Genomic DNA, 18,470 nt, shown 5'->3' on the forward strand with positions numbered 1-18,470 from the left:
GTATTGAATAAAAAACTAGTCAAGAGTGCGCCATATCTGGCAGTCTAGACGCAATATCAACGATTTAGTAATAGGGACACACCTAACTACCATGAAAAGTGCCAACAATATGACCAAATATAGCCTACGCTCTTGGGTTCTGGTACTTGCGTTAGCACCCACTATCGTAGTGGGTATTCTACTTGGAAGTTATTTCACGATAAACCGCTTTTATGAATTAGAACAAACCTTAATTGAAAAAGGCAGCAATATTGTTGAACCGTTAGCGATTGCCAGTGAATTTAGTATTATCAATCAAGACCGTGAATCCACTAAACGTATACTCGCCGCATCGCAAATTAACAACGCATCATTGATCCTCTCTATTGCGGTTTTTGATGCCGAAAACCAACTCTTTGTGACCTCGCACTACCACAAAGATTTTGAATCTATGCGCTACAAACAAGCTTTGGCAAACTTACTCGGGACAGAAAATGAAACAATTGGCGATACGTTAGTCATTCGTGTGCCAATAATATCTCATACTGGCTTAGAACCAAAACCGGTTGCCAGTATGAATCGCCCGAGTGATGGCAACATCGATAACAATTCCTCAGTCAATGATACCGTAGAGCCCATTTACAACAGTCAACAAGAGCGGATATTAGGATACATTTCAGTATTACTGAATAAGGAAAACGCCCTGCTCGAGCAACATCGAGCGGCAATCGCCGCGTTTATTATCGTATTAATTGGCGTACAATTTAACCTGTTTTTTACCTTTCGCTTAGTCAAACACGTTAACTACCCCATTACAGAAATGGTTCGTGTAGTCGCCAAAATCCGTGAAGGTAAGCTTGATACTCGCCTAGAAGGCAACTTAATTGGTGAACTTGACTTGCTTAAACGAGGCATCAACGCAATGGCAGGCTCATTGTCAGAATATCACGATGAAATGCAGCAAAACATTGATCAAGCCACCTCAGATTTACGTGAAACCCTTGAACAGATTGAAATTCAAAACGTTGAGCTCGACATTGCCAAAAAACGGGCCCTTGAAGCGAGCCGTATAAAATCTGAATTTTTAGCTAACATGTCCCATGAGTTACGAACACCACTTAATGGCGTCATTGGATTTGCAAAGCAGCTACTCAAAACACCATTGCATACCAGCCAGCTCGACTACATTAAAACCATTGAACGCAGTGCCAGTAACTTACTTGGCATTATCAACGACATTCTCGATTTCTCGAAACTAGAAGCCGGTAAAATGGTATTAGAGAAAATGCCATTCGCACTGCGTGAAACACTCACAGAAACCTTGACGATTATTGCTGGTAGCGCCCAAGAGAAAGGCCTAGAACTGGTTATCGACATCGACGCGAATGTGCCAGAGAGCGTCAGTGGTGACGCGATGAGAGTCAGTCAAATTATTACCAACTTAGTCGGTAACGCTATCAAATTTACCGACAAGGGCAGCGTAATACTCAAGATACACTTGGTGGGTCAAGACGAAGATAACATCACCTTACGCTGCGAAATTATCGATACCGGTATTGGTGTTAATGAAAGCCAACAAGAGTATCTATTCCAAGCATTTGGCCAGGCCGACTCATCTATCTCACGCCGCTTTGGCGGCACAGGACTAGGCTTGGTGATCACCAAACGCTTAATTAACCAAATGGGTGGCCAAATAGGCTTTACCTCTGCGCCAAATAAAGGCTCAAATTTCTGGTTTATTCTGCCGCTTGGGATCAGTCAATTCGAAATTGGTGAAGTACTTACCGTTGATGTATTGCAACATAAATCAGTATTGTTGTATGAGCCTCGGGAATTAACCCGCGATACATTAAATCGCCGCTTAGTGTCATGGCAATTAATTATCACTAATGTTGCAAATCTAGAAAACCTCACATCAGTATTACAAAGTAAAACCAGCAAGTTTGATTACATCATCATGAGCTGTCATGGTTTTGCGGACAATACGGTCTTTATCCATTTCTTGCAACAAGCCAGGCAGCATACCGACTGCCTTATTTTATTGCATGACTGTTTAAATCAAGACATGATCATCAATGTGCTCAAAGCCAATGCAGATGTATTACTCAACACTCCAGTCAGCGATTTTACCCTAGCACATCATTTAATCTATCCTCCGGTGCCTTCAACTTCAGTGCGTCTCCCTGAACTGATTAGCCCAGACCCATCGCCACGCCTGAAAGCATCGGTATTAGCCGTTGACGATAATATGGCTAATCTAAAGTTAATTGATACTTTACTCAAAGAATTAGTTGAGAATGTGGTCACAGTCAATAATGGCGACGATGCGATAAAGCAAACTAAGGCACAAGCGTTTGACTTAATCTTTATGGATATTCAAATGCCTGGAACTGACGGCATTAGCGCAACCCAGCAAATACGCTCAGAATCACTCAATCGTAATACGCCCATCATTGCAGTAACGGCACACGCTATCGCCGAAGAGCGTAACAATATTTTAGCCAGTGGTATGGATGGTTTTTTACCCAAACCCATTGATGAACTATCACTAAAAGGGGTGATTAGCCGCTGGATAACTAAACCACAATTGACCCATTTTGATTCCCATGTACTAAATTGGGATTTGTGTTTAACCCAAGCGAACCAAAAAACAGATTTAGCCTTAGATATGTTAAAGATGTTGGTTCATTCATTACCCGAAACAACAGCCGCTATCGATACAGCATTCATAGCCAGAGACGCACAGACATTACTCCAAGCCGTACATAAGCTGCATGGTGCAACATGTTATTGCGGCGTACCGACAACACAAAAGCTGTGTAGGGATATTGAGTCAGGATTAAAGCATAAAATTGACATCGATGACTTAGAACCTGAAATACTAGAGTTACTTGATGAGTTAACTAAGGTAGAATCGGCAGCAAATCAAGTAATAAACCAGCTATCAGTGGATGTACCCCATGACCAGTAAAATCGGTTTTTTTAAACGCCTAAAGGCATTATCGTTACCTCAAAAGCAGCTTTTTGCCCTCGCACTGTGCCAACGAATGCTGCCCAACTACCAACTGTTTTCTGAAGTCTGTGAGTTTGGCCAACCACAGGTCCTAAGCACGGCATTAGAGTTATTATGGCAAAGCCAATATGACAAAAAGCTTAAATTCAATATTGATGTGCATTTGCAACGTCTGGATGAAAACACCCCTGATCCAAGCCAATTTGAAGCCTATGGTGCTTATCCCGCCATGGATGCTGCAGTGGCCATTGCCACTTTAATGGGTGCAATAGACGGAAAAATTGAAGAAGATATTACTAATATCAGTAAGTTATCATCAAGTACTGTGGCTAACTACATTGAGGCTATTAGTGAGGAATCATTAATGGATGAAGCGCTGGATGAATTTGTGTTTTCACACCCAGTAATGGAAGAAGAAAAACAATTACAAGGTATGTTACTCGACATTATCGAAGCCAATCCTGAGATCAACATCGAGTTGGTTAAAGGTTTACGTAAAGATATTATCGAAACGGGTGTGTCTAATATCGGCATTAGTCTGTAGCAATACTATCAATAGATTTTACTTAGCCTGGAAACTATTCCAGGCTTTTGATTGAGCGTCATAGCCAAAATTTTTTATCACAGTTTCAGCGGCAGCAACCCACATAGAGAAACCGATAACTGGACGTGAATGACCGGTCATTAAGCTCGGCGGGGATTATTATTAGTACGATTATCGCATCGAAGAAAACAAGTAACTTTTTTAGTGATTTTTTACGCTAAATGAACAATATTTACCCAATCAAAAGTATTAAAGGCCTGTTTTAGCTTAAAATCAAAAATAAACGCTCGTTTAACTTTAGCCTAATTGCATCCTGCTATCAAAAAGCAGTACAGTGATCTTATTATCACTTTGCTAAGGAATTGCGAGGAATGTCCAGTATTCTTACCCCGCTAATCGCTGTATTTATAATTATGCTTCTCGGCAGTATCATTCAGAAATTGAGACTTTTGCCACCAGACACCGATCTGATCCTCAATCAATTTGTCTATTACATAGCCTTCCCAGCGATTTTACTCATTGTTTTAGCTGAAACTCACATTGAAGACATTATTCAGTGGGGCTTTGTTGGTGGCTTTAGCTTGGCGATGATCATCACTTATGCGCTGGTCATTGGCGTATCACTTTGGTGCAAGCCTAAGCAGCAAGCGGTTGCCGCAATGCGGGCGTTAAACGCCACGTTTGGCAATACTGCATTTATTGGTATTCCATTGCTGAGCCTATTGTTCCCGGGTCACAAAATGGCATTAGTGGCCGCAGCGATTGCCAGCTTGCTGTCGGTGTTCATGTTCGCGTTTGCTTTAGTCTCTATTGAACTGGCCAGCCGTAATAAACAATCAAACGACCATGCCATCATCATCATGGCTAATGCACTGTATAAAAACCCGATAGTGGTCGGCAGTCTTATTGGTATAGGCCTATCGGCATTTCATATCACCTTACCCGCTAGCCTGGCGTTAGTGCTGCACCAAGTGGGAAACACCTCCAGTCCTTGTGCACTGTTTGCCATCGGAATGGTACTTGCCAAAGCGTTACGGCATCAGTCAATCACGAACATGTTCAGTCTTAGCCTGATTGCAGAACTGAGTTTAATCAACTTACTCAAGATAATTATTCAGCCCCTTATTGCCTTTGGATTACTCAAACTCTTCGGCGTAGAACACGAGTTACTGACTATGGGAGTCCTGTTAGCAGCCTTACCAACTGCAGCAAGTGTGTATTTATTGGCAGACCGATACCAAATTAATGCCAATGGCAGTGCCCAAGGGATTTTATATGGCACATTAGTCACTTTTATTAGTTTGCCTATAATAGAAACACTCTTAAAATCATATGCTTGATAATTGACCGAGTTAAGGCGATAAAATAATCAGTGATATTTTTATGCCAACCACTTTACTGTATATAAAAACAGTATATACTGTTTATCAATACAGTGGTTTAGTCGCTTCATTGACAGGGATTCATTATGCTTTGCCAACTCAGCATCAATAATTTTGCTATCGTGCGTTTTTTAGAACTCGACTTTAAAGCCGGTATGACAAGCATCACCGGAGAAACCGGTGCAGGTAAATCGATTGCTATCGATGCCCTTGGGTTATGTCTTGGTAATCGCAGTGATGCCAATACCATCAGACCCGGCGCAACGAAAACTGAAGTGAGCGCGCGGTTTACGCTCCACGATGTCCCTTTAGCTAAACGCTGGCTTGAAGATAACGATCTTGATGCTGAAGATGGATGTATTTTACGTCGAACCATTAATAATGATGGCCGATCTAGAGCCTATATTAATAGTAATCCGGTCCCGGTTTCGCAATTAAAAGCCGTTGGTCAACTCCTGATAGGCATTCATGGCCAACATGCTCACCATGCCATGCTTAAAAATGATCATCAGTTAGCCTTACTCGACAGCTACGCTAACCACAAGTTGTTACTTGATGCCGTCAGTGCCAGCTATCAGCGCTGCAAGCAAGTGGAAAACGAGCTAAAGCATCTTGAGCAAGCTCAGCACGAACGCATTTCGCGTCAACAGCTGCTGCAATATCAAGTAGAAGAGCTTAATGAGTTCAACTTAGGCTTGGAAGAATTTGATGAAATAGAACAAGAACACAAACGCTTAGCCAATGGCACAGATTTAATTGAACGTTGTCAAGCAGGTTTACATTTATTAACCGAAAGTGATGAAGGCAATATAGAATCGCTGCTTAATAAAGTGGCCAGTATTGCTGATACGCTTCAAGGCTATGATGAATCCCTTGCTCCTATCGGCACTATGATCAGCGATGCGTTAATTCAAGTACAAGAAAGCGCTAGCGAAATTGAAAGTTATTTAAGCAGTTTAGAGCTTGATCCAGAACATTTTGCCTATTTAGAAAAACGCCTTTCAACGGCAATGCAATTGGCGCGTAAGCATCATGTGAGTGCTGATAAGTTGGCACTACATCATCAAGCATTGATGAGTGAATTGGCCGAACTTGCTGACGACGAAACTAAATTAGATGGTATAAGACAGCAACTTGAAGCCACCAGAAATGCCTATTTAACCAATGCACAAAAACTGAGTCAAAGTCGTAGCCGTTATGCTAAAGAACTCGATAAATTGGTCACTCAGTCAATCCATGAATTGAATATGCCTAAGGGCAAGTTCCATATTCAGGTTAATTATGAACCAACTAATATCAGCTTAAATGGTTGCGACCAAATTGAGTTTATGGTTACCACTAATCCCGGCCAACCTTTGCAACCTATTTCAAAAGTAGCCTCAGGCGGCGAACTATCACGCATTGGCTTAGGCATTCAGGTGATTACCGCCAGAAAAGTCGCCACTCCGACGCTTATTTTTGATGAAGTGGATGTGGGCATTTCGGGTCCTACTGCTTCGGTCGTTGGCCGTATGTTACGCAGCCTTGGCGAGTCGACTCAAGTATTGTGTGTTACTCATTTGCCACAAGTGGCGGGCAATGGTCATCAGCATATGTTTGTCAACAAATTCAATAAAGCAGGTAGTACAGAAACCACTATGCAGGCCTTGGATAAAGATCAACGGGTGAATGAACTTGCGCGCTTATTAGGTGGTGATGTCATTACCGAAAATACCTTGGCTAATGCCCGTGAGTTGTTGCAATAATCGTTATGCACTTATAAAAAAGCAAATCAATATATTAACGTAAATTTAACATGGGTTTACGGATAAATCATAATGCTGAAAGTAATAAAGGGCTTGGGTGTTGTTGTCGGGCTAATATGTAGCTTACTGGTCTTTATTGTTGTCTGTTTAGTGGCCATTAATGCAACAGACAGAACAAAGTCACCTAACACGCTATTAGTTGAGAACTGGCTAAAGCAACAGCCTATCGATCCAAGCGAAAATGGTTTTGTATATTTACAAACTTTTATCGGCACTTTTCAGGATGTAACGACTAAAGAAGTGGCCACTACATTAAGTTTCAATGATGAGGATCAACCACTACGCGATTACAAAAAATCGTGTTATCAAACTGATGTGGCAACCTGTAATGAATTTCTTGAAAAGAATAACGAAAGTATTTTACAAGCAATTCATGCACACAAAACCGATGTAACCCATTATAGTAAGCTGATTAAAATGCCTTATTGGCAAGAAGATATTCAGTATTTAACACCTGCAAATCTTTTTAAATGGGCGCCACTACTTACATTACGAACAATCAGTGAACTTATTGTTTTAATAAACCTTGACGGATCCCCTAACCTTAACGTGAATGAAGCCTTGTTAACATTTTTAAATAAAGATGCTCAATTCTGGAATATGGTTTATCACTCATCTCGCTCTATATTCAACCATATGATTGCCGTTAGCGTAATCAAATCTCAACTTAACTTTGCCAGCACTTTAGCTAGAACACTCGATACGGCAGTTCTACACAAAGTCACTACTTGGCAAACGCCATTCGAATTTACTAATAGCGATTTTAAGAGAGTATTTTCTGGTGAATGGCAGTTTGCTCATAATACGATGCAAAAAATGATAACGGATGCGCAGGAAGAGACGGTGCCATTTTATGAGAAATGGTTAGCAGATGCTTTGTATAAGCCCACAGACAGTGATAATCTCATGGCTGAATTTATTGTTAGCTTGGTAAAAGAACCGATATCCACAAACCCCTCTCACACACTTAAACAACCAAGTTATTGTTCTAACGACAATAAATTACAGCAATTATGGCATTTACGCTACAACCCTGTAGGTAAAATATTAAGTTGTGCTAATTACGAAAGAAATTTTAAGTTACAGTTCATCAATATGAACAATGAAATAGAACAGCCGCGCACAAATTTAATAGTGACTCAATAAATAAAATTATAATTAAACTAAAATCGAGAGTCTAAATATGTCAAACATCGCAACGTGCGCTTTTGACATATTAAATGCTTTAAGGCTCTTATAGATAATACACCGCTAATTGCACACCGATTAACGAAAAGATCCCCGCCAATACATCATCAATCATAATCCCAAAACCACCATGCACTTTGGCATCAAGCCAACGTATAGGCCATGGTTTAACGATATCAAAAAACCTAAACAATACAAAACCAAGTCCTAACCACATAAAACCTAAAGGCGCGGCAATCATGGTGATCATCAACCCAACCACTTCATCCCACACAATAGCGCCATGGTCGTGTACACCCATATCTCTAGCCGCTTTCCCACAAATATAGAATCCAGCAAGCATACTAATACAGGTGATGATGAGATAATTCGTTAAGCTTAACTGCTGCATGAGCAACACTATGGGCACTGCGGCTAAGGTACCAAAGGTACCCGGCGCTTTTGCCGCTTTACCGCTGCCAAAGCCTAATGCCAAAAAATGAATTGGATGGGCTAAAGACAGTTTTTTAACGAATTTATCTTGGGTTAATAGTCTCATAGTACTCAATTAAAAATGCACAAAGCCACGTGAAATAGGGGTAAATGCTTGCCCATTTTCTACTAGTTTTAATTTATCGCCGGCGCTGACCTGACCAATTTTAACAAACTTCACCCCAGCATGAATTAGCGCGGTATCAATTGCACCGCGTTGTGACTCTGGCACAGTAAATAAAAGTTCGTAGTCTTCACCGCCCGTTAATGCATAACTTAATGCATCTTCACGACTAAGATTGGCTTTAAGTGAGTTTGATAAAGGAATTAGATCCACATCAATGATGGCGCCGACTTTCGATGCCGATAACACATGTCCAATATCAGACATTAAGCCATCAGACAAATCGATAGCGCTTGTGGCTAGAGTGCGTAGTGCTTGACCTGCCAACACACGAGGCGTTGGGTAATAATGGCGGTTAATCAGATATTGTTTATCTTCAGCGTTAACGGTCTTAACACCTCTGATAATATCAAGGCCTAAGGCTGAATCACCTAGGGTTCCCGTCACATAGATCCAGTCTCCTATTTTTGCACCTGCACGGGTTAATGCAGTACCTTTAGGGACTTGGCCATTAATCGTAATACTGATACTGCGCGGACCACGGGTGGTATCACCACCAATGAGTGCAATACCATAATATTCAGCAATATCAAAAAGGCCGGCACTGAACTGGGCTAACCAAGGTTCATCAACACAGGGTAACGTCAGTGCTAAAGTAAACCAAGCGGGCTCGGCCCCCATTGCGGCAAGATCAGAAAGGTTAACCGCTAGCGATTTATAACCTAAAGCATGAGCTGGAATGTCTGCTAAAAAATGGATATTTTCAACAAGGGTATCACAAGAAATTGCTAAAGATTTCTTGTCCGCAGGATTCACTAACGCACAGTCATCGCCGATGCTTAACTCAACATCTCGCCTTTTTTGACCTTTATTGCGGAAGTAATGTTCGATGAGTTGAAATTCTTTCACATTCAGTCTGGTACGGTAAACCGTCCACCTTAATTTTTGAAACAATTAATAACAAATGAAAACGGTATCCGAAGATACCGTTCTGGTGTTACTTATGCTTCACTAACTTATCAAGCAAGCCGTTGACAAATTTGTGACTATCTTCAGCACCAAACGCTTTCGCTAACTCGATACCTTCGTTAATAGCCACTTTAAACGGCACATCTTTACGGAAGGTCAACTCGTAAGTTGCCAGACGCACAATGGCTTTTTCTACTGGTGACACTTCTTCAAAATTACGATCAAGATGTGGCTTTAACAGCTCATCAATTTGCGATATTTTTGATGCTACACCGGTTAATAGCTCACGAAAATAAGCGACATCAACACCGTCAGTGTTCTGTTCAGTTAAAAACTCATGTTCTACGTCAGCAACTTTGTTTTTACTTAACTGCCATGAATAAATGGCTTGAACGGCTAAACGGCGGGCCTTACGGCGCTCTGAAGGTTTCATACTTTTCCTACTATTACAGCTGTTGTTCTAGTTGTTGCAGTACATTAACCATTTCAAGCAAACTAAGGGCAGCTTCGCCACCTTTGTTACCTGCTTTAGTACCTGAACGCTCAATAGCTTGCTCAATGGTATCTGTAGTTAATACACCGAATGAAACAGGAAGATCGTACTCTAATGCAACTTGTGCAAGACCTTTGTTACATTCACCAGCAACAAATTCAAAATGAGGTGTACCGCCACGGATGACAGCACCTAATGCAATGATCCCGTCAAACTTTCCACTTGCAGCAACACGTTTTGCAGCAAGCGGTAATTCAACTGCACCAGGCACTCGAACAACAGTAATGTTGTCGTCACTGACCTGGCCGAAACGCTTTAATGTGTCTATTGCACCGTCAAGCAGACTTTCAACTAAAAAGCTATTGAATCGCGATATTACAATCGCCACTTTGGCATTTTTCGCTTCGATATTACCTTGAACTACGTTCATTCTATCTTACCTAAATTAGCTAAAGCACCCCGCTCGGGGCAAAAAAGAGGCGCTATGATATCACAGCCGAAAGCCCTGAGCGCTATGCAATTAATGAAATTATTAAATTTACCATAAGCCAAAATTATTCAGCTATATAATCCGTTACTTCTAAACCAAAACCTGACAAGGAATGGTAACGCTTTGGCGAACTTAATAAGCGCATTGTACTGACACCTAGACTCGACAAAATTTGCGAGCCGACGCCAACACGACGTGATGTTCCTTGCCACATTGCTCCTGCTGGTGATTGGCCATTATCTTCGGCCTCAAACGCTTTCACTTTTGCCAGTATCTGACTTGAATGCTCAACGTTACCCAGTAACACCAATACGCCACCTTCCAAAGCAATGCGTTGCATGGCTTTTTCTAATGGCCAGCTACGCGTTTGATCTCGCTCAGAATGCAGTAAATCGTTAAAGGTGTTTTGCAAATGCACACGCACTAAACAATTAGGCTTCACTTCATCTTTAACCAATGCGTAGTGTAATTGATTATCAATAGTGTCTCTAAATGTCACCATCGTAAAATCACCAAAACGAGTCGGTAGTTTACATTGAGCTTCGCGTACAACCGTGGTTTCGTTGGTGTTACGGTATTCAATTAGGTCTGCAATGGTACCGATTTTAATCCCATGCTTTTGACTGAATATTTCTAAATCAGGACAGCGCGCCATGGTGCCGTCTTCATTTAAAATTTCAACAATCACAGCTGAAGGTTCACAGCCAGCTAAGCGCGCTAAATCGCAACCGGCTTCAGTATGGCCAGCACGCGTTAATACCCCGCCTTCTTGTGCCATTAACGGAAAAATATGCCCAGGTTGTACTAAATCAGAGGCTTTGGCATCTTTGGCAACAGCGACTTGAACGGTCACGGCTCGGTCATGAGCTGAGATCCCGGTTGTGACCCCGGTCGCCGCTTCAATTGATACGGTAAAGTTAGTCGAGAACTGCGCATTGTTGTTGGTGACCATTAAAGGCAAGTTAAGCTGCTGACAACGCTCTTTGGTCATGGTTTGGCAAATTAATCCGCGGCCATAGGTTGCCATGAAATTGATTGCAGCAGGCGTCACTTTATCAGCGGCCATGATCAAATCACCTTCATTCTCTCTGTCTTCATCATCCATCAAGATAACCATCTTACCTTGACGAATATCTTCAATGATTTCTTCTATGTTATGTAGCGCCATTGTCAGACCTTTCTCTATTAAGTTTTTTGATTTTAAATAATTAAATCAATTTGTATTTGTTATTTGTTATTTTGAATAATGTCTTGTACATAATCATTGGGTATAAATATTTATGCTTGGAGCGATTAGCGCAAAAATCCAGACTTAGCTAATAATTCCATCGTCACACCCGATGACGGCTGTGCATGGCTAGCATCAGGTTGCATTAAACGCTCTAAATAGCGGGCAATTAAATCCACTTCGATGTTCACGCTGTCACCAACTTTGAGATCCACCAGCGTGGTTTCACCCGCAGTATGAGGCACGATGGTTAATCTAAAACGAGTTCCATCAACTTCATTGACAGTCAAACTAACGCCATCAATGGTGACCGATCCTTTGTGAGCAATGTAACGACTTAATTGAATCGGTACCGATAACCAAAACTCAAGTGCCTTGCCTCGGTAAGCACATTGCTCAATTTTTGCAATGCCATCAACGTGGCCGCTGACCATGTGTCCACCCAATCTCGTGGTCGCCGTAACGGCTTTTTCAAGATTAACCTTTTGGCCAACTTGATAACGACTAAAACCAGTTAATTCAACTGTTTCAGCAGATATATCAGCAACGTAGCTATCGCCTAAACGCTCAACAACGGTCAAGCACACACCATTTGTGGCAATGCTATCACCTAGGTTTACATCGGTTAAATCTAACTTGCCGCTGGCAACGGTTAAGCGGATATCGTTACCTTTGCGATCAATTTTACGTAATGTACCAAGGGCTTCGATTATCCCAGTAAACATAATGACTCACTTTTTGCTTTTAAACTTTGCAGTTGTTCAGGTTTTTCTTAAACAACTGCCACATTAATAGGGTTGATTATATCTGAGGATATAACGCTTATCTTGTCCAACGTTGCGCTCATCAATTAATTGCAATGCAGGCGTTTGCTCCATGGCACTGTAATCGGGTAACTGCAACATATTACGTCCATGGCTGCCTAACAGTTTAGGCGCTTGATAAAGCACAATGTCATCGGCGAGGCCTTGAGCGACAAACGCCCCAGCTAAGGTCGCACCAGCTTCGACTAAAACAGAATTAGTATGCTGGCCTAAATACGTTAGCAAAGCTAACAATGGGATCCTGCCCGACGAGTCACATTCTAATTGTAAAAAAGAAACGTGTTGTGGAAAAGCAGCTTTAGCACTTTGGGAATATTGACAGCCAGAAACCAGTAAAATAGGACTTTGAATTGAAAATAACCTTTGTGTTGCCGTCAGTCTCGCTCTGCTGTCTAGCACAACCCTTAAAGGTTGGAAAATTTCATCTTTTGTATGGCGAGTGGTTAACTCACCTAACGCCTCATAGCGCACATTAAGGCTAGGGTCATCGATAAGGATTGTTTCAACGCCTGTGATTAATGCACAGTGGCTGGCACGGTATTTTTGCACATCGGCTCGTGCAGCACTGCCGGTAATCCACTTTGACACCCCATTAGACAGGGCTGTTTTACCGTCTAAACTGGCGGCTATTTTAACCGTGACCCAAGGAAGCCTAGTTTTCATGCGCTTCATAAAGCCTAGATTGAGATCATAAGCTTGTTGGCTGAGTAGTCCTACATCGACCTTAATTCCAGCCTCACGTAACATGGTGATACCGCGGCCTGACACTTCTGGGTTCGCATCGGTCACAGCAACAACGACTCGCGCAACCTTGGCGTTAATTAACCCTGAAGCGCAAGGTGGCGTACGACCATAATGACTGCAAGGTTCTAAGGTTACATAGGCGGTGGCGCCTTGAGCGCTATGACCATTATCAAGCACCATTTTCAGCGCATTGACTTCAGCGTGGCCTTCGCCAGCACGCTGATGGAAACCCTCACCGATAATCTTATTCTGATAGACAATGACACAACCAACACAGGGGTTGGGCCTAGTGGTATAACGGCCTTTCTCGGCAAGCGCTATAGCACGGCTCATCATTTGGGTGTCAAAAGTAGGCCCGTTGGACATGATAGATAATCTCTTATTGCTTAGATGCCATGATAACCGTTAAAAACGGTCATTACACAGCATTACTTTTGCAACTTAGCAATGGCCTCGCCAAATTGTGACACATCTTCAAACGCACGATAAACAGAGGCGAAACGAATGTAAGCCACCTTATCAAGGTTCATCAACTGTTCCATCATAAGATTACCAATCATTTCCGAATCCACTTCGCGCTCACCAGTCGCGCGCAGCATTGATTTAATTTTTGTCAACGCTTGATCAATGTCATCAATAGAAACCGGACGTTTTTCAACGGCACGCAACATGCCGCCGCGCAGTTTCTCTTCATCAAATGGTTGTCGGGTGCCATCGCGTTTTATCACTCTAGGCATGACTAATTCAGCGCCTTCAAAGGTGGTAAAACGTTCATGACATTCGGTACATTCCCGGCGACGACGGACTTGGTGACCATCAGCCACTAATCGAGAATCTATCACTTTGGTATCGGTCGCGCTACAAAAAGGGCAATGCATTAGGACTCCTGCAGAAAAAATGGCCGCTAGCAATTAGCGGCCATTAAAGTTTATCCTATTTGGTGAACAAGGTTAACCTAAACCTGTATCAACAGACATCCAAATACGATTAACCGTATACAGGGAATCGAGCACACAAGGTCAATACTTGACCTTTTACGCGCTCAATAACCGCTGTATTAGATGCATCATCAAGAATGTCACAAATCCAACCGGTCAATTCTTTCGCTTCAGCTTCTTTAAAGCCGCGACGAGTAATGGCTGGTGTACCAATACGAACACCAGAGGTCACAAACGGTGAACGAGGGTCGTTAGGCACTGAATTTTTGTTAACGGTAATGTTGGCACTGCCTAAGGCGGCGTCGGCTTCTTTACCGGTTAAATCGCGGCCAATTAAGTCAACCAACATTAAATGGTTTTCAGTACCGCCAGAAACGATTTTGTAACCGCGGGCTAAAAACACTTCAACCATGGCTTTGGCATTTTTAACAACTTGCTGTTGGTATACTTTAAATTCTGGCTCTAGTGCTTCTTTAAATGCGACCGCTTTACCTGCGATAACATGCATTAAAGGACCACCCTGACCACCAGGGAATACTGCTGAGTTTAGTTTTTTATATAAAACTTCATCATCGGCTGCAGAAATAATAATCCCGCCGCGTGGGCCGGCTAATGTTTTATGGGTTGTTGACGTTATCACATGTGCATAAGGCACTGGCGTTGGATAAACACCTGCAGCAATTAAGCCTGCCACGTGGGCCATATCAACAAACAAATAAGCACCAATTTTGTCGGCAATCTCGCGCATTCTCGCCCAGTCAACAATACCTGAAAAAGCCGAAAAACCGCCGATCATCATTTTAGGCTTATGTTCAATGGCTAAACGCTCCATTTCGTCATAATCAATTTTGCCAGACTCATCAATACCGTAGGGAATGATGTTGTAAAGCTTGCCAGAAAAATTAACCGGTGAACCGTGGGTCAAATGACCACCATGAGCAAGGTTCATCCCTAAAACGGTATCGCCTGGCTGCAATAACGCCATAAATACGGCACTGTTTGCTTGCGAACCTGAATGAGGCTGTACGTTAGCGTATGTTGCACCAAATAATTCTTTTGCGCGTTCAATCGCTAATGTTTCAATCACATCAACGTATTCGCACCCACCATAGTAACGCTTACCTGGATAACCTTCAGCATACTTGTTGGTTAACTGAGAACCTTGGGCTTCCATCACACGAGGACTGGTATAGTTTTCAGATGCAATCAATTCAATGTGTTCTTCTTGACGACAAGTTTCATCTTCAATGGCTTTAAATAATTCTGGATCATAATCCGCAATATTCATCGCTTTCTTCAACATGCTAGCTCCAACATCATTATCTGTATAGTAGGGTTGCGCGTTATTCTACCCTGCAACGATGATGATTCACAGTAGAAACAACATGAAATTCACTGTGTTCTGAATACAAAACTATTCATGTTTATGGCACCAAGTGGCCAGATCCTTCATTCTTTTTGACCTAAAAAGCGCTGTGGATTAAATCACAAAATTGCCTGTTGAGTTCAGCTCATAATACAGTAGAATTATCATCATCTTTGTTGACAATTAGACAGTATAATTATGGCTCAATTTGTATACAGCATGCTTCGTGTGGGTAAAATTGTCCCACCTAAAAAGCAAATTTTGAAAGACATTTCATTAAGCTTCTTTCCTGGCGCCAAAATTGGTGTACTCGGATTAAACGGTTCAGGTAAATCGACATTGCTGCGCATCATGGCCGGTATAGATACCGAAATTGAAGGTGAAGCGCGTCCAATGCCTGGACTAAAAATTGGTTATTTACCGCAAGAGCCGCGCTTAAACGAGCAACAAACGGTTCGCGAGGCCGTCGAAGAAGCCCTGAGTGAAGCCAAAAATGCATTGATCCGTTTAGATGCTGTTTACGCCGCTTATGCTGAACCCGATGCAGATTTTGATGCCCTAGCCAAAGAACAAGGTGAGTTAGAAGCCATCATCCAATCTCAAGATGCACACAATCTTGATCATATTCTAGACCGTGCAGCAAACGCGTTACGTCTGCCCGATTGGGATGAAAAAATTGCTGTATTGTCCGGTGGTGAACGTCGACGGGTAGCCCTTTGTCGCTTGCTACTTGAAAAGCCTGAAATGCTATTACTCGACGAACCGACAAACCACTTGGATGCTGAATCCGTCGCATGGTTAGAGCACTTTTTACAAGAGTATTCTGGCACCGTAGTCGCTATTACCCATGACCGCTATTTCTTAGACAATGCAGCAGGCTGGATTTTAGAACTCGACCGTGGTGAAGGGATCCCCTGGGAAGGTAACTACTCCTCATGGCTTGAGCAGAAAGATGCCCGTTTGCAACAAGAATCTTCAACACAAAGTGCTCGTCAAAAAACTATCGCAAAAGAATTAGAATGGATACGTCAAGGTGCGAAAGGCCGCCAATCTAAGGGCAAAGCTCGTATGGCGCGTTTTGAAGAACTCAACACTAACGATTACCAAAAACGTAACGAGACCAACGAATTGTTTATTCCACCAGGGCCACGCCTCGGTGATAAAGTGATTGAAGTGACTAACTTAACAAAATCCTACGGTGATCGCGTATTGATTGACGATCTTACCTTTACCGTTCCCAAGGGCGCCATTGTGGGGATTATCGGAGCTAACGGTGCGGGTAAGTCGACACTATTCAAAATGATCTCAGGCGAAGAACAACCAGACAGTGGCTCGATTTCTGTGGGTGACTCAGTTCAAATTGCTTCTGTTGAGCAGTTCCGTGATTCAATGAATGATAAAAATACCGTGTGGCAAGAGATTTCTGGCGGCCACGATATTATGCGGATCAATAATACTGAAATTTCGAGCCGTGCTTATGTCGGACGTTTTAACTTCCGTGGTGGCGATCAGCAAAAAATTATCGGCACCTTATCGGGTGGCGAGCGCAACCGAGTCCACTTAGCCAAATTAATACAAGCCGGTGGCAACGTATTATTACTCGACGAACCTACCAACGACTTGGACGTAGAAACATTACGTGCCCTAGAAGAAGCGTTATTAGAGTTCCCCGGTTGTGCGATGGTTATTTCACATGACCGTTGGTTCCTTGACCGTATCGCTACCCATATTCTGGATTACCGAGACGAAGGTAAAGTGAGTTTCTATGAAGGTAACTATACTGAGTATTCAACTTGGTTAAAAGATAGCTTAGGCACCGATGTAGTAGAACCGCATCGATTAAAATATAAGCGGTTAAATAAGTAATCTCAGCTAAGGATAATAAAAGGCTATCAAACAGGCCTTTGCCCCGCTAACGATGTTACACAATAAAGCAGAGCCTAAGCGCTCTGCTTTATTGTATTTGAGCGTATTGAATGATTATGCTCAGATTAAACGATAAAAATATCAACCTACAGCAACATTTTGTCAATTCATTATGAGCAATACACCATAATCTGTTTATAAAGCGAAAAATAACTTCCGTATTATAAATTACCAAGCTGTTTTTACTTTTTACTGATTAAATTCAGTTTATTACCGAGTTTTAACGATTTCAGTTTGTAAGCCAGTTTAACGGTGATATCAGTGAGATACGGTTCAATTTACCGTGTTTTATTGTACCAACTCATTTTCGGCACTCGAAGTCATTACCGCGGCAGAAAAACAGAGCCTCAATAAAATTGAACATCAATACGATATCGATATCCTGCTCATCACGCTTAACGACAATTTTTCACCGTTTAATAGAAAAGTCGATGACATTGACGTGCGGAAAAAAGCAATTATTTTAGAACGACAACGATATAACGAATTCATTGCACTATTACCTAAGGTTATTCGCACTAATACGGCGATAGCCGAAACCGATAAAAAAATTGAAAAATCTGTTTCTTTAATCGATGAATTAACTCAAAAACCACAACAAGACGGCAAACATCTTGAAACTGAAAAAGTAGTCATATTAACTGAATATGAGGCGATAAATAAAAAACGTGCCACTAAAAGTCAGCCATTAGTTAACTCAAAAAAGATATTACTAATCATTTAATTACCGATTTATCGAAATCAAGTCGCACACAGCCAGTCGTTTAAATAGTTCGATTCAGTGTTCAACATACCTCTCTATCGCAGATTGATTGAAAGAGTCCAAAAGCAGCATTTTATCCAATACCGCTAATGATCTTTACCGCAGCTGGCAGTGAAAACCGTATTGCGGTAGCAACTGTGATATTCATGAACTACTCGTAGCTAAAGCTATCGAGTTTCCAAGACAAAAACTAAGTTAATGTCCCTTGTTGTAAGAAAGCTTG

General features: G+C 42.0%; 16 protein-coding genes. 7 read left to right on the forward strand and 9 right to left on the reverse strand.

What is annotated here, in order from left to right; genetic code table 11:
* Window positions 1–109 precede the first annotated feature (109 nt).
* From barA to AAEZ02_RS15825, 5 genes are all read left to right on the forward strand, one after another.
* Window positions 110–2,950: a two-component sensor histidine kinase BarA gene (gene barA, locus AAEZ02_RS15805; RefSeq protein ID WP_472909135.1), complete on the forward strand. Its 2,841-nt coding sequence runs from the start codon at window positions 110–112 to the stop codon at window positions 2,948–2,950.
* Window positions 2,940–3,536, forward strand: a complete 597-nt coding sequence (locus AAEZ02_RS15810) for a YjaG family protein (protein WP_351123919.1) — start codon at window positions 2,940–2,942, stop codon at window positions 3,534–3,536. Before barA ends, AAEZ02_RS15810 begins: the two co-directional genes overlap by 11 nt.
* 371 nt (window positions 3,537–3,907) lie before the next feature.
* The gene (locus tag AAEZ02_RS15815; protein WP_351123922.1) at window positions 3,908–4,876 is read left to right on the forward strand and encodes an AEC family transporter; all 969 of its coding nucleotides are present in this window, start codon (window positions 3,908–3,910) and stop codon (window positions 4,874–4,876) included.
* A 128-nt stretch (window positions 4,877–5,004) separates the two neighbouring features.
* Entirely contained in the window at window positions 5,005–6,663 is a 1,659-nt protein-coding gene (gene recN / locus AAEZ02_RS15820; protein WP_351123925.1) for a DNA repair protein RecN, read from the forward strand.
* Window positions 6,664–6,735: 72 nt separating this feature from the next.
* Window positions 6,736–7,869, forward strand: coding sequence for a hypothetical protein (locus AAEZ02_RS15825; protein WP_351123928.1), 1,134 nt, complete (start codon window positions 6,736–6,738; stop codon window positions 7,867–7,869).
* An 88-nt stretch (window positions 7,870–7,957) separates the two neighbouring features.
* Here the strand turns inward: AAEZ02_RS15825 and AAEZ02_RS15830 are convergent, their stop codons facing one another.
* The 9 genes from AAEZ02_RS15830 to glyA form a co-directional block, all read right to left on the reverse strand.
* Window positions 7,958–8,449, reverse strand: coding sequence for a phosphatidylglycerophosphatase A family protein (locus AAEZ02_RS15830; RefSeq protein WP_351123931.1), 492 nt, complete (start codon window positions 8,447–8,449; stop codon window positions 7,958–7,960).
* A 9-nt stretch (window positions 8,450–8,458) separates the two neighbouring features.
* The gene (gene thiL / locus AAEZ02_RS15835) at window positions 8,459–9,415 is read right to left on the reverse strand and encodes a thiamine-phosphate kinase (protein WP_351123933.1); all 957 of its coding nucleotides are present in this window, start codon (window positions 9,413–9,415) and stop codon (window positions 8,459–8,461) included.
* An 88-nt stretch (window positions 9,416–9,503) separates the two neighbouring features.
* Entirely contained in the window at window positions 9,504–9,908 is a 405-nt protein-coding gene (gene nusB, locus AAEZ02_RS15840; RefSeq protein WP_101032472.1) for a transcription antitermination factor NusB, read from the reverse strand.
* Between the two features lie 13 nt (window positions 9,909–9,921).
* Entirely contained in the window at window positions 9,922–10,398 is a 477-nt protein-coding gene (ribH, locus tag AAEZ02_RS15845) for a 6,7-dimethyl-8-ribityllumazine synthase (protein WP_011636512.1), read from the reverse strand.
* A 124-nt stretch (window positions 10,399–10,522) separates the two neighbouring features.
* A complete protein-coding gene (ribBA, locus tag AAEZ02_RS15850) occupies window positions 10,523–11,626 on the reverse strand; it encodes a bifunctional 3,4-dihydroxy-2-butanone-4-phosphate synthase/GTP cyclohydrolase II (protein WP_101032473.1) in 1,104 nt (367 codons plus the stop codon).
* A 125-nt stretch (window positions 11,627–11,751) separates the two neighbouring features.
* Window positions 11,752–12,411, reverse strand: coding sequence for a riboflavin synthase (locus AAEZ02_RS15855; protein ID WP_351123936.1), 660 nt, complete (start codon window positions 12,409–12,411; stop codon window positions 11,752–11,754).
* A gap of 63 nt (window positions 12,412–12,474) precedes the next feature.
* Window positions 12,475–13,620, reverse strand: coding sequence for a bifunctional diaminohydroxyphosphoribosylaminopyrimidine deaminase/5-amino-6-(5-phosphoribosylamino)uracil reductase RibD (gene ribD / locus AAEZ02_RS15860; RefSeq protein WP_124012047.1), 1,146 nt, complete (start codon window positions 13,618–13,620; stop codon window positions 12,475–12,477).
* 62 nt (window positions 13,621–13,682) lie between these two features.
* Entirely contained in the window at window positions 13,683–14,132 is a 450-nt protein-coding gene (gene nrdR, locus AAEZ02_RS15865) for a transcriptional regulator NrdR (RefSeq protein ID WP_101032476.1), read from the reverse strand.
* A 109-nt stretch (window positions 14,133–14,241) separates the two neighbouring features.
* Window positions 14,242–15,495, reverse strand: coding sequence for a serine hydroxymethyltransferase (glyA, locus tag AAEZ02_RS15870; RefSeq protein WP_101032477.1), 1,254 nt, complete (start codon window positions 15,493–15,495; stop codon window positions 14,242–14,244).
* 261 nt (window positions 15,496–15,756) lie between these two features.
* Here glyA and ettA point away from each other — a divergent pair, with 261 nt between their 5' ends.
* Entirely contained in the window at window positions 15,757–17,424 is a 1,668-nt protein-coding gene (gene ettA / locus AAEZ02_RS15875; RefSeq protein ID WP_101032478.1) for an energy-dependent translational throttle protein EttA, read from the forward strand.
* A gap of 343 nt (window positions 17,425–17,767) precedes the next feature.
* Window positions 17,768–18,208 carry a hypothetical protein gene (locus AAEZ02_RS15880; RefSeq protein ID WP_351123941.1) on the forward strand — a complete coding sequence of 147 codons (441 nt, stop codon included), beginning with the start codon at window positions 17,768–17,770 and terminating at the stop codon, window positions 18,206–18,208.
* The last annotated feature ends 262 nt before the right edge of the window (window positions 18,209–18,470 follow it).

The sequence above is a fragment of the Shewanella sp. T24-MNA-CIBAN-0130 genome, assembly GCF_040310185.1.
In the GTDB taxonomy this organism is placed as follows: Bacteria; Pseudomonadota; Gammaproteobacteria; order Enterobacterales; family Shewanellaceae; genus Shewanella; species Shewanella psychromarinicola.

What these genes read in the sequence shown, in the direction of transcription:
- barA (WP_472909135.1), top strand. Translation starts at nt 110, where the DNA reads ATGACCAAATATAGCCTACGCTCTTGGGTTCTGGTACTTGCGTTAGCA.
- AAEZ02_RS15810 (WP_351123919.1), top strand. Translation starts at nt 2,940, where the DNA reads ATGACCAGTAAAATCGGTTTTTTTAAACGCCTAAAGGCATTATCGTTA.
- AAEZ02_RS15815 (WP_351123922.1), top strand. Translation starts at nt 3,908, where the DNA reads ATGTCCAGTATTCTTACCCCGCTAATCGCTGTATTTATAATTATGCTT.
- recN (WP_351123925.1), top strand. Translation starts at nt 5,005, where the DNA reads ATGCTTTGCCAACTCAGCATCAATAATTTTGCTATCGTGCGTTTTTTA.
- AAEZ02_RS15825 (WP_351123928.1), top strand. Translation starts at nt 6,736, where the DNA reads ATGCTGAAAGTAATAAAGGGCTTGGGTGTTGTTGTCGGGCTAATATGT.
- AAEZ02_RS15830 (WP_351123931.1), bottom strand. Translation starts at nt 8,449, where the DNA reads ATGAGACTATTAACCCAAGATAAATTCGTTAAAAAACTGTCTTTAGCC.
- nusB (WP_101032472.1), bottom strand. Translation starts at nt 9,908, where the DNA reads ATGAAACCTTCAGAGCGCCGTAAGGCCCGCCGTTTAGCCGTTCAAGCC.
- ribH (WP_011636512.1), bottom strand. Translation starts at nt 10,398, where the DNA reads ATGAACGTAGTTCAAGGTAATATCGAAGCGAAAAATGCCAAAGTGGCG.
- ribBA (WP_101032473.1), bottom strand. Translation starts at nt 11,626, where the DNA reads ATGGCGCTACATAACATAGAAGAAATCATTGAAGATATTCGTCAAGGT.
- AAEZ02_RS15855 (WP_351123936.1), bottom strand. Translation starts at nt 12,411, where the DNA reads ATGTTTACTGGGATAATCGAAGCCCTTGGTACATTACGTAAAATTGAT.
- ribD (WP_124012047.1), bottom strand. Translation starts at nt 13,620, where the DNA reads ATGTCCAACGGGCCTACTTTTGACACCCAAATGATGAGCCGTGCTATA.
- nrdR (WP_101032476.1), bottom strand. Translation starts at nt 14,132, where the DNA reads ATGCATTGCCCTTTTTGTAGCGCGACCGATACCAAAGTGATAGATTCT.
- glyA (WP_101032477.1), bottom strand. Translation starts at nt 15,495, where the DNA reads ATGTTGAAGAAAGCGATGAATATTGCGGATTATGATCCAGAATTATTT.
- ettA (WP_101032478.1), top strand. Translation starts at nt 15,757, where the DNA reads ATGGCTCAATTTGTATACAGCATGCTTCGTGTGGGTAAAATTGTCCCA.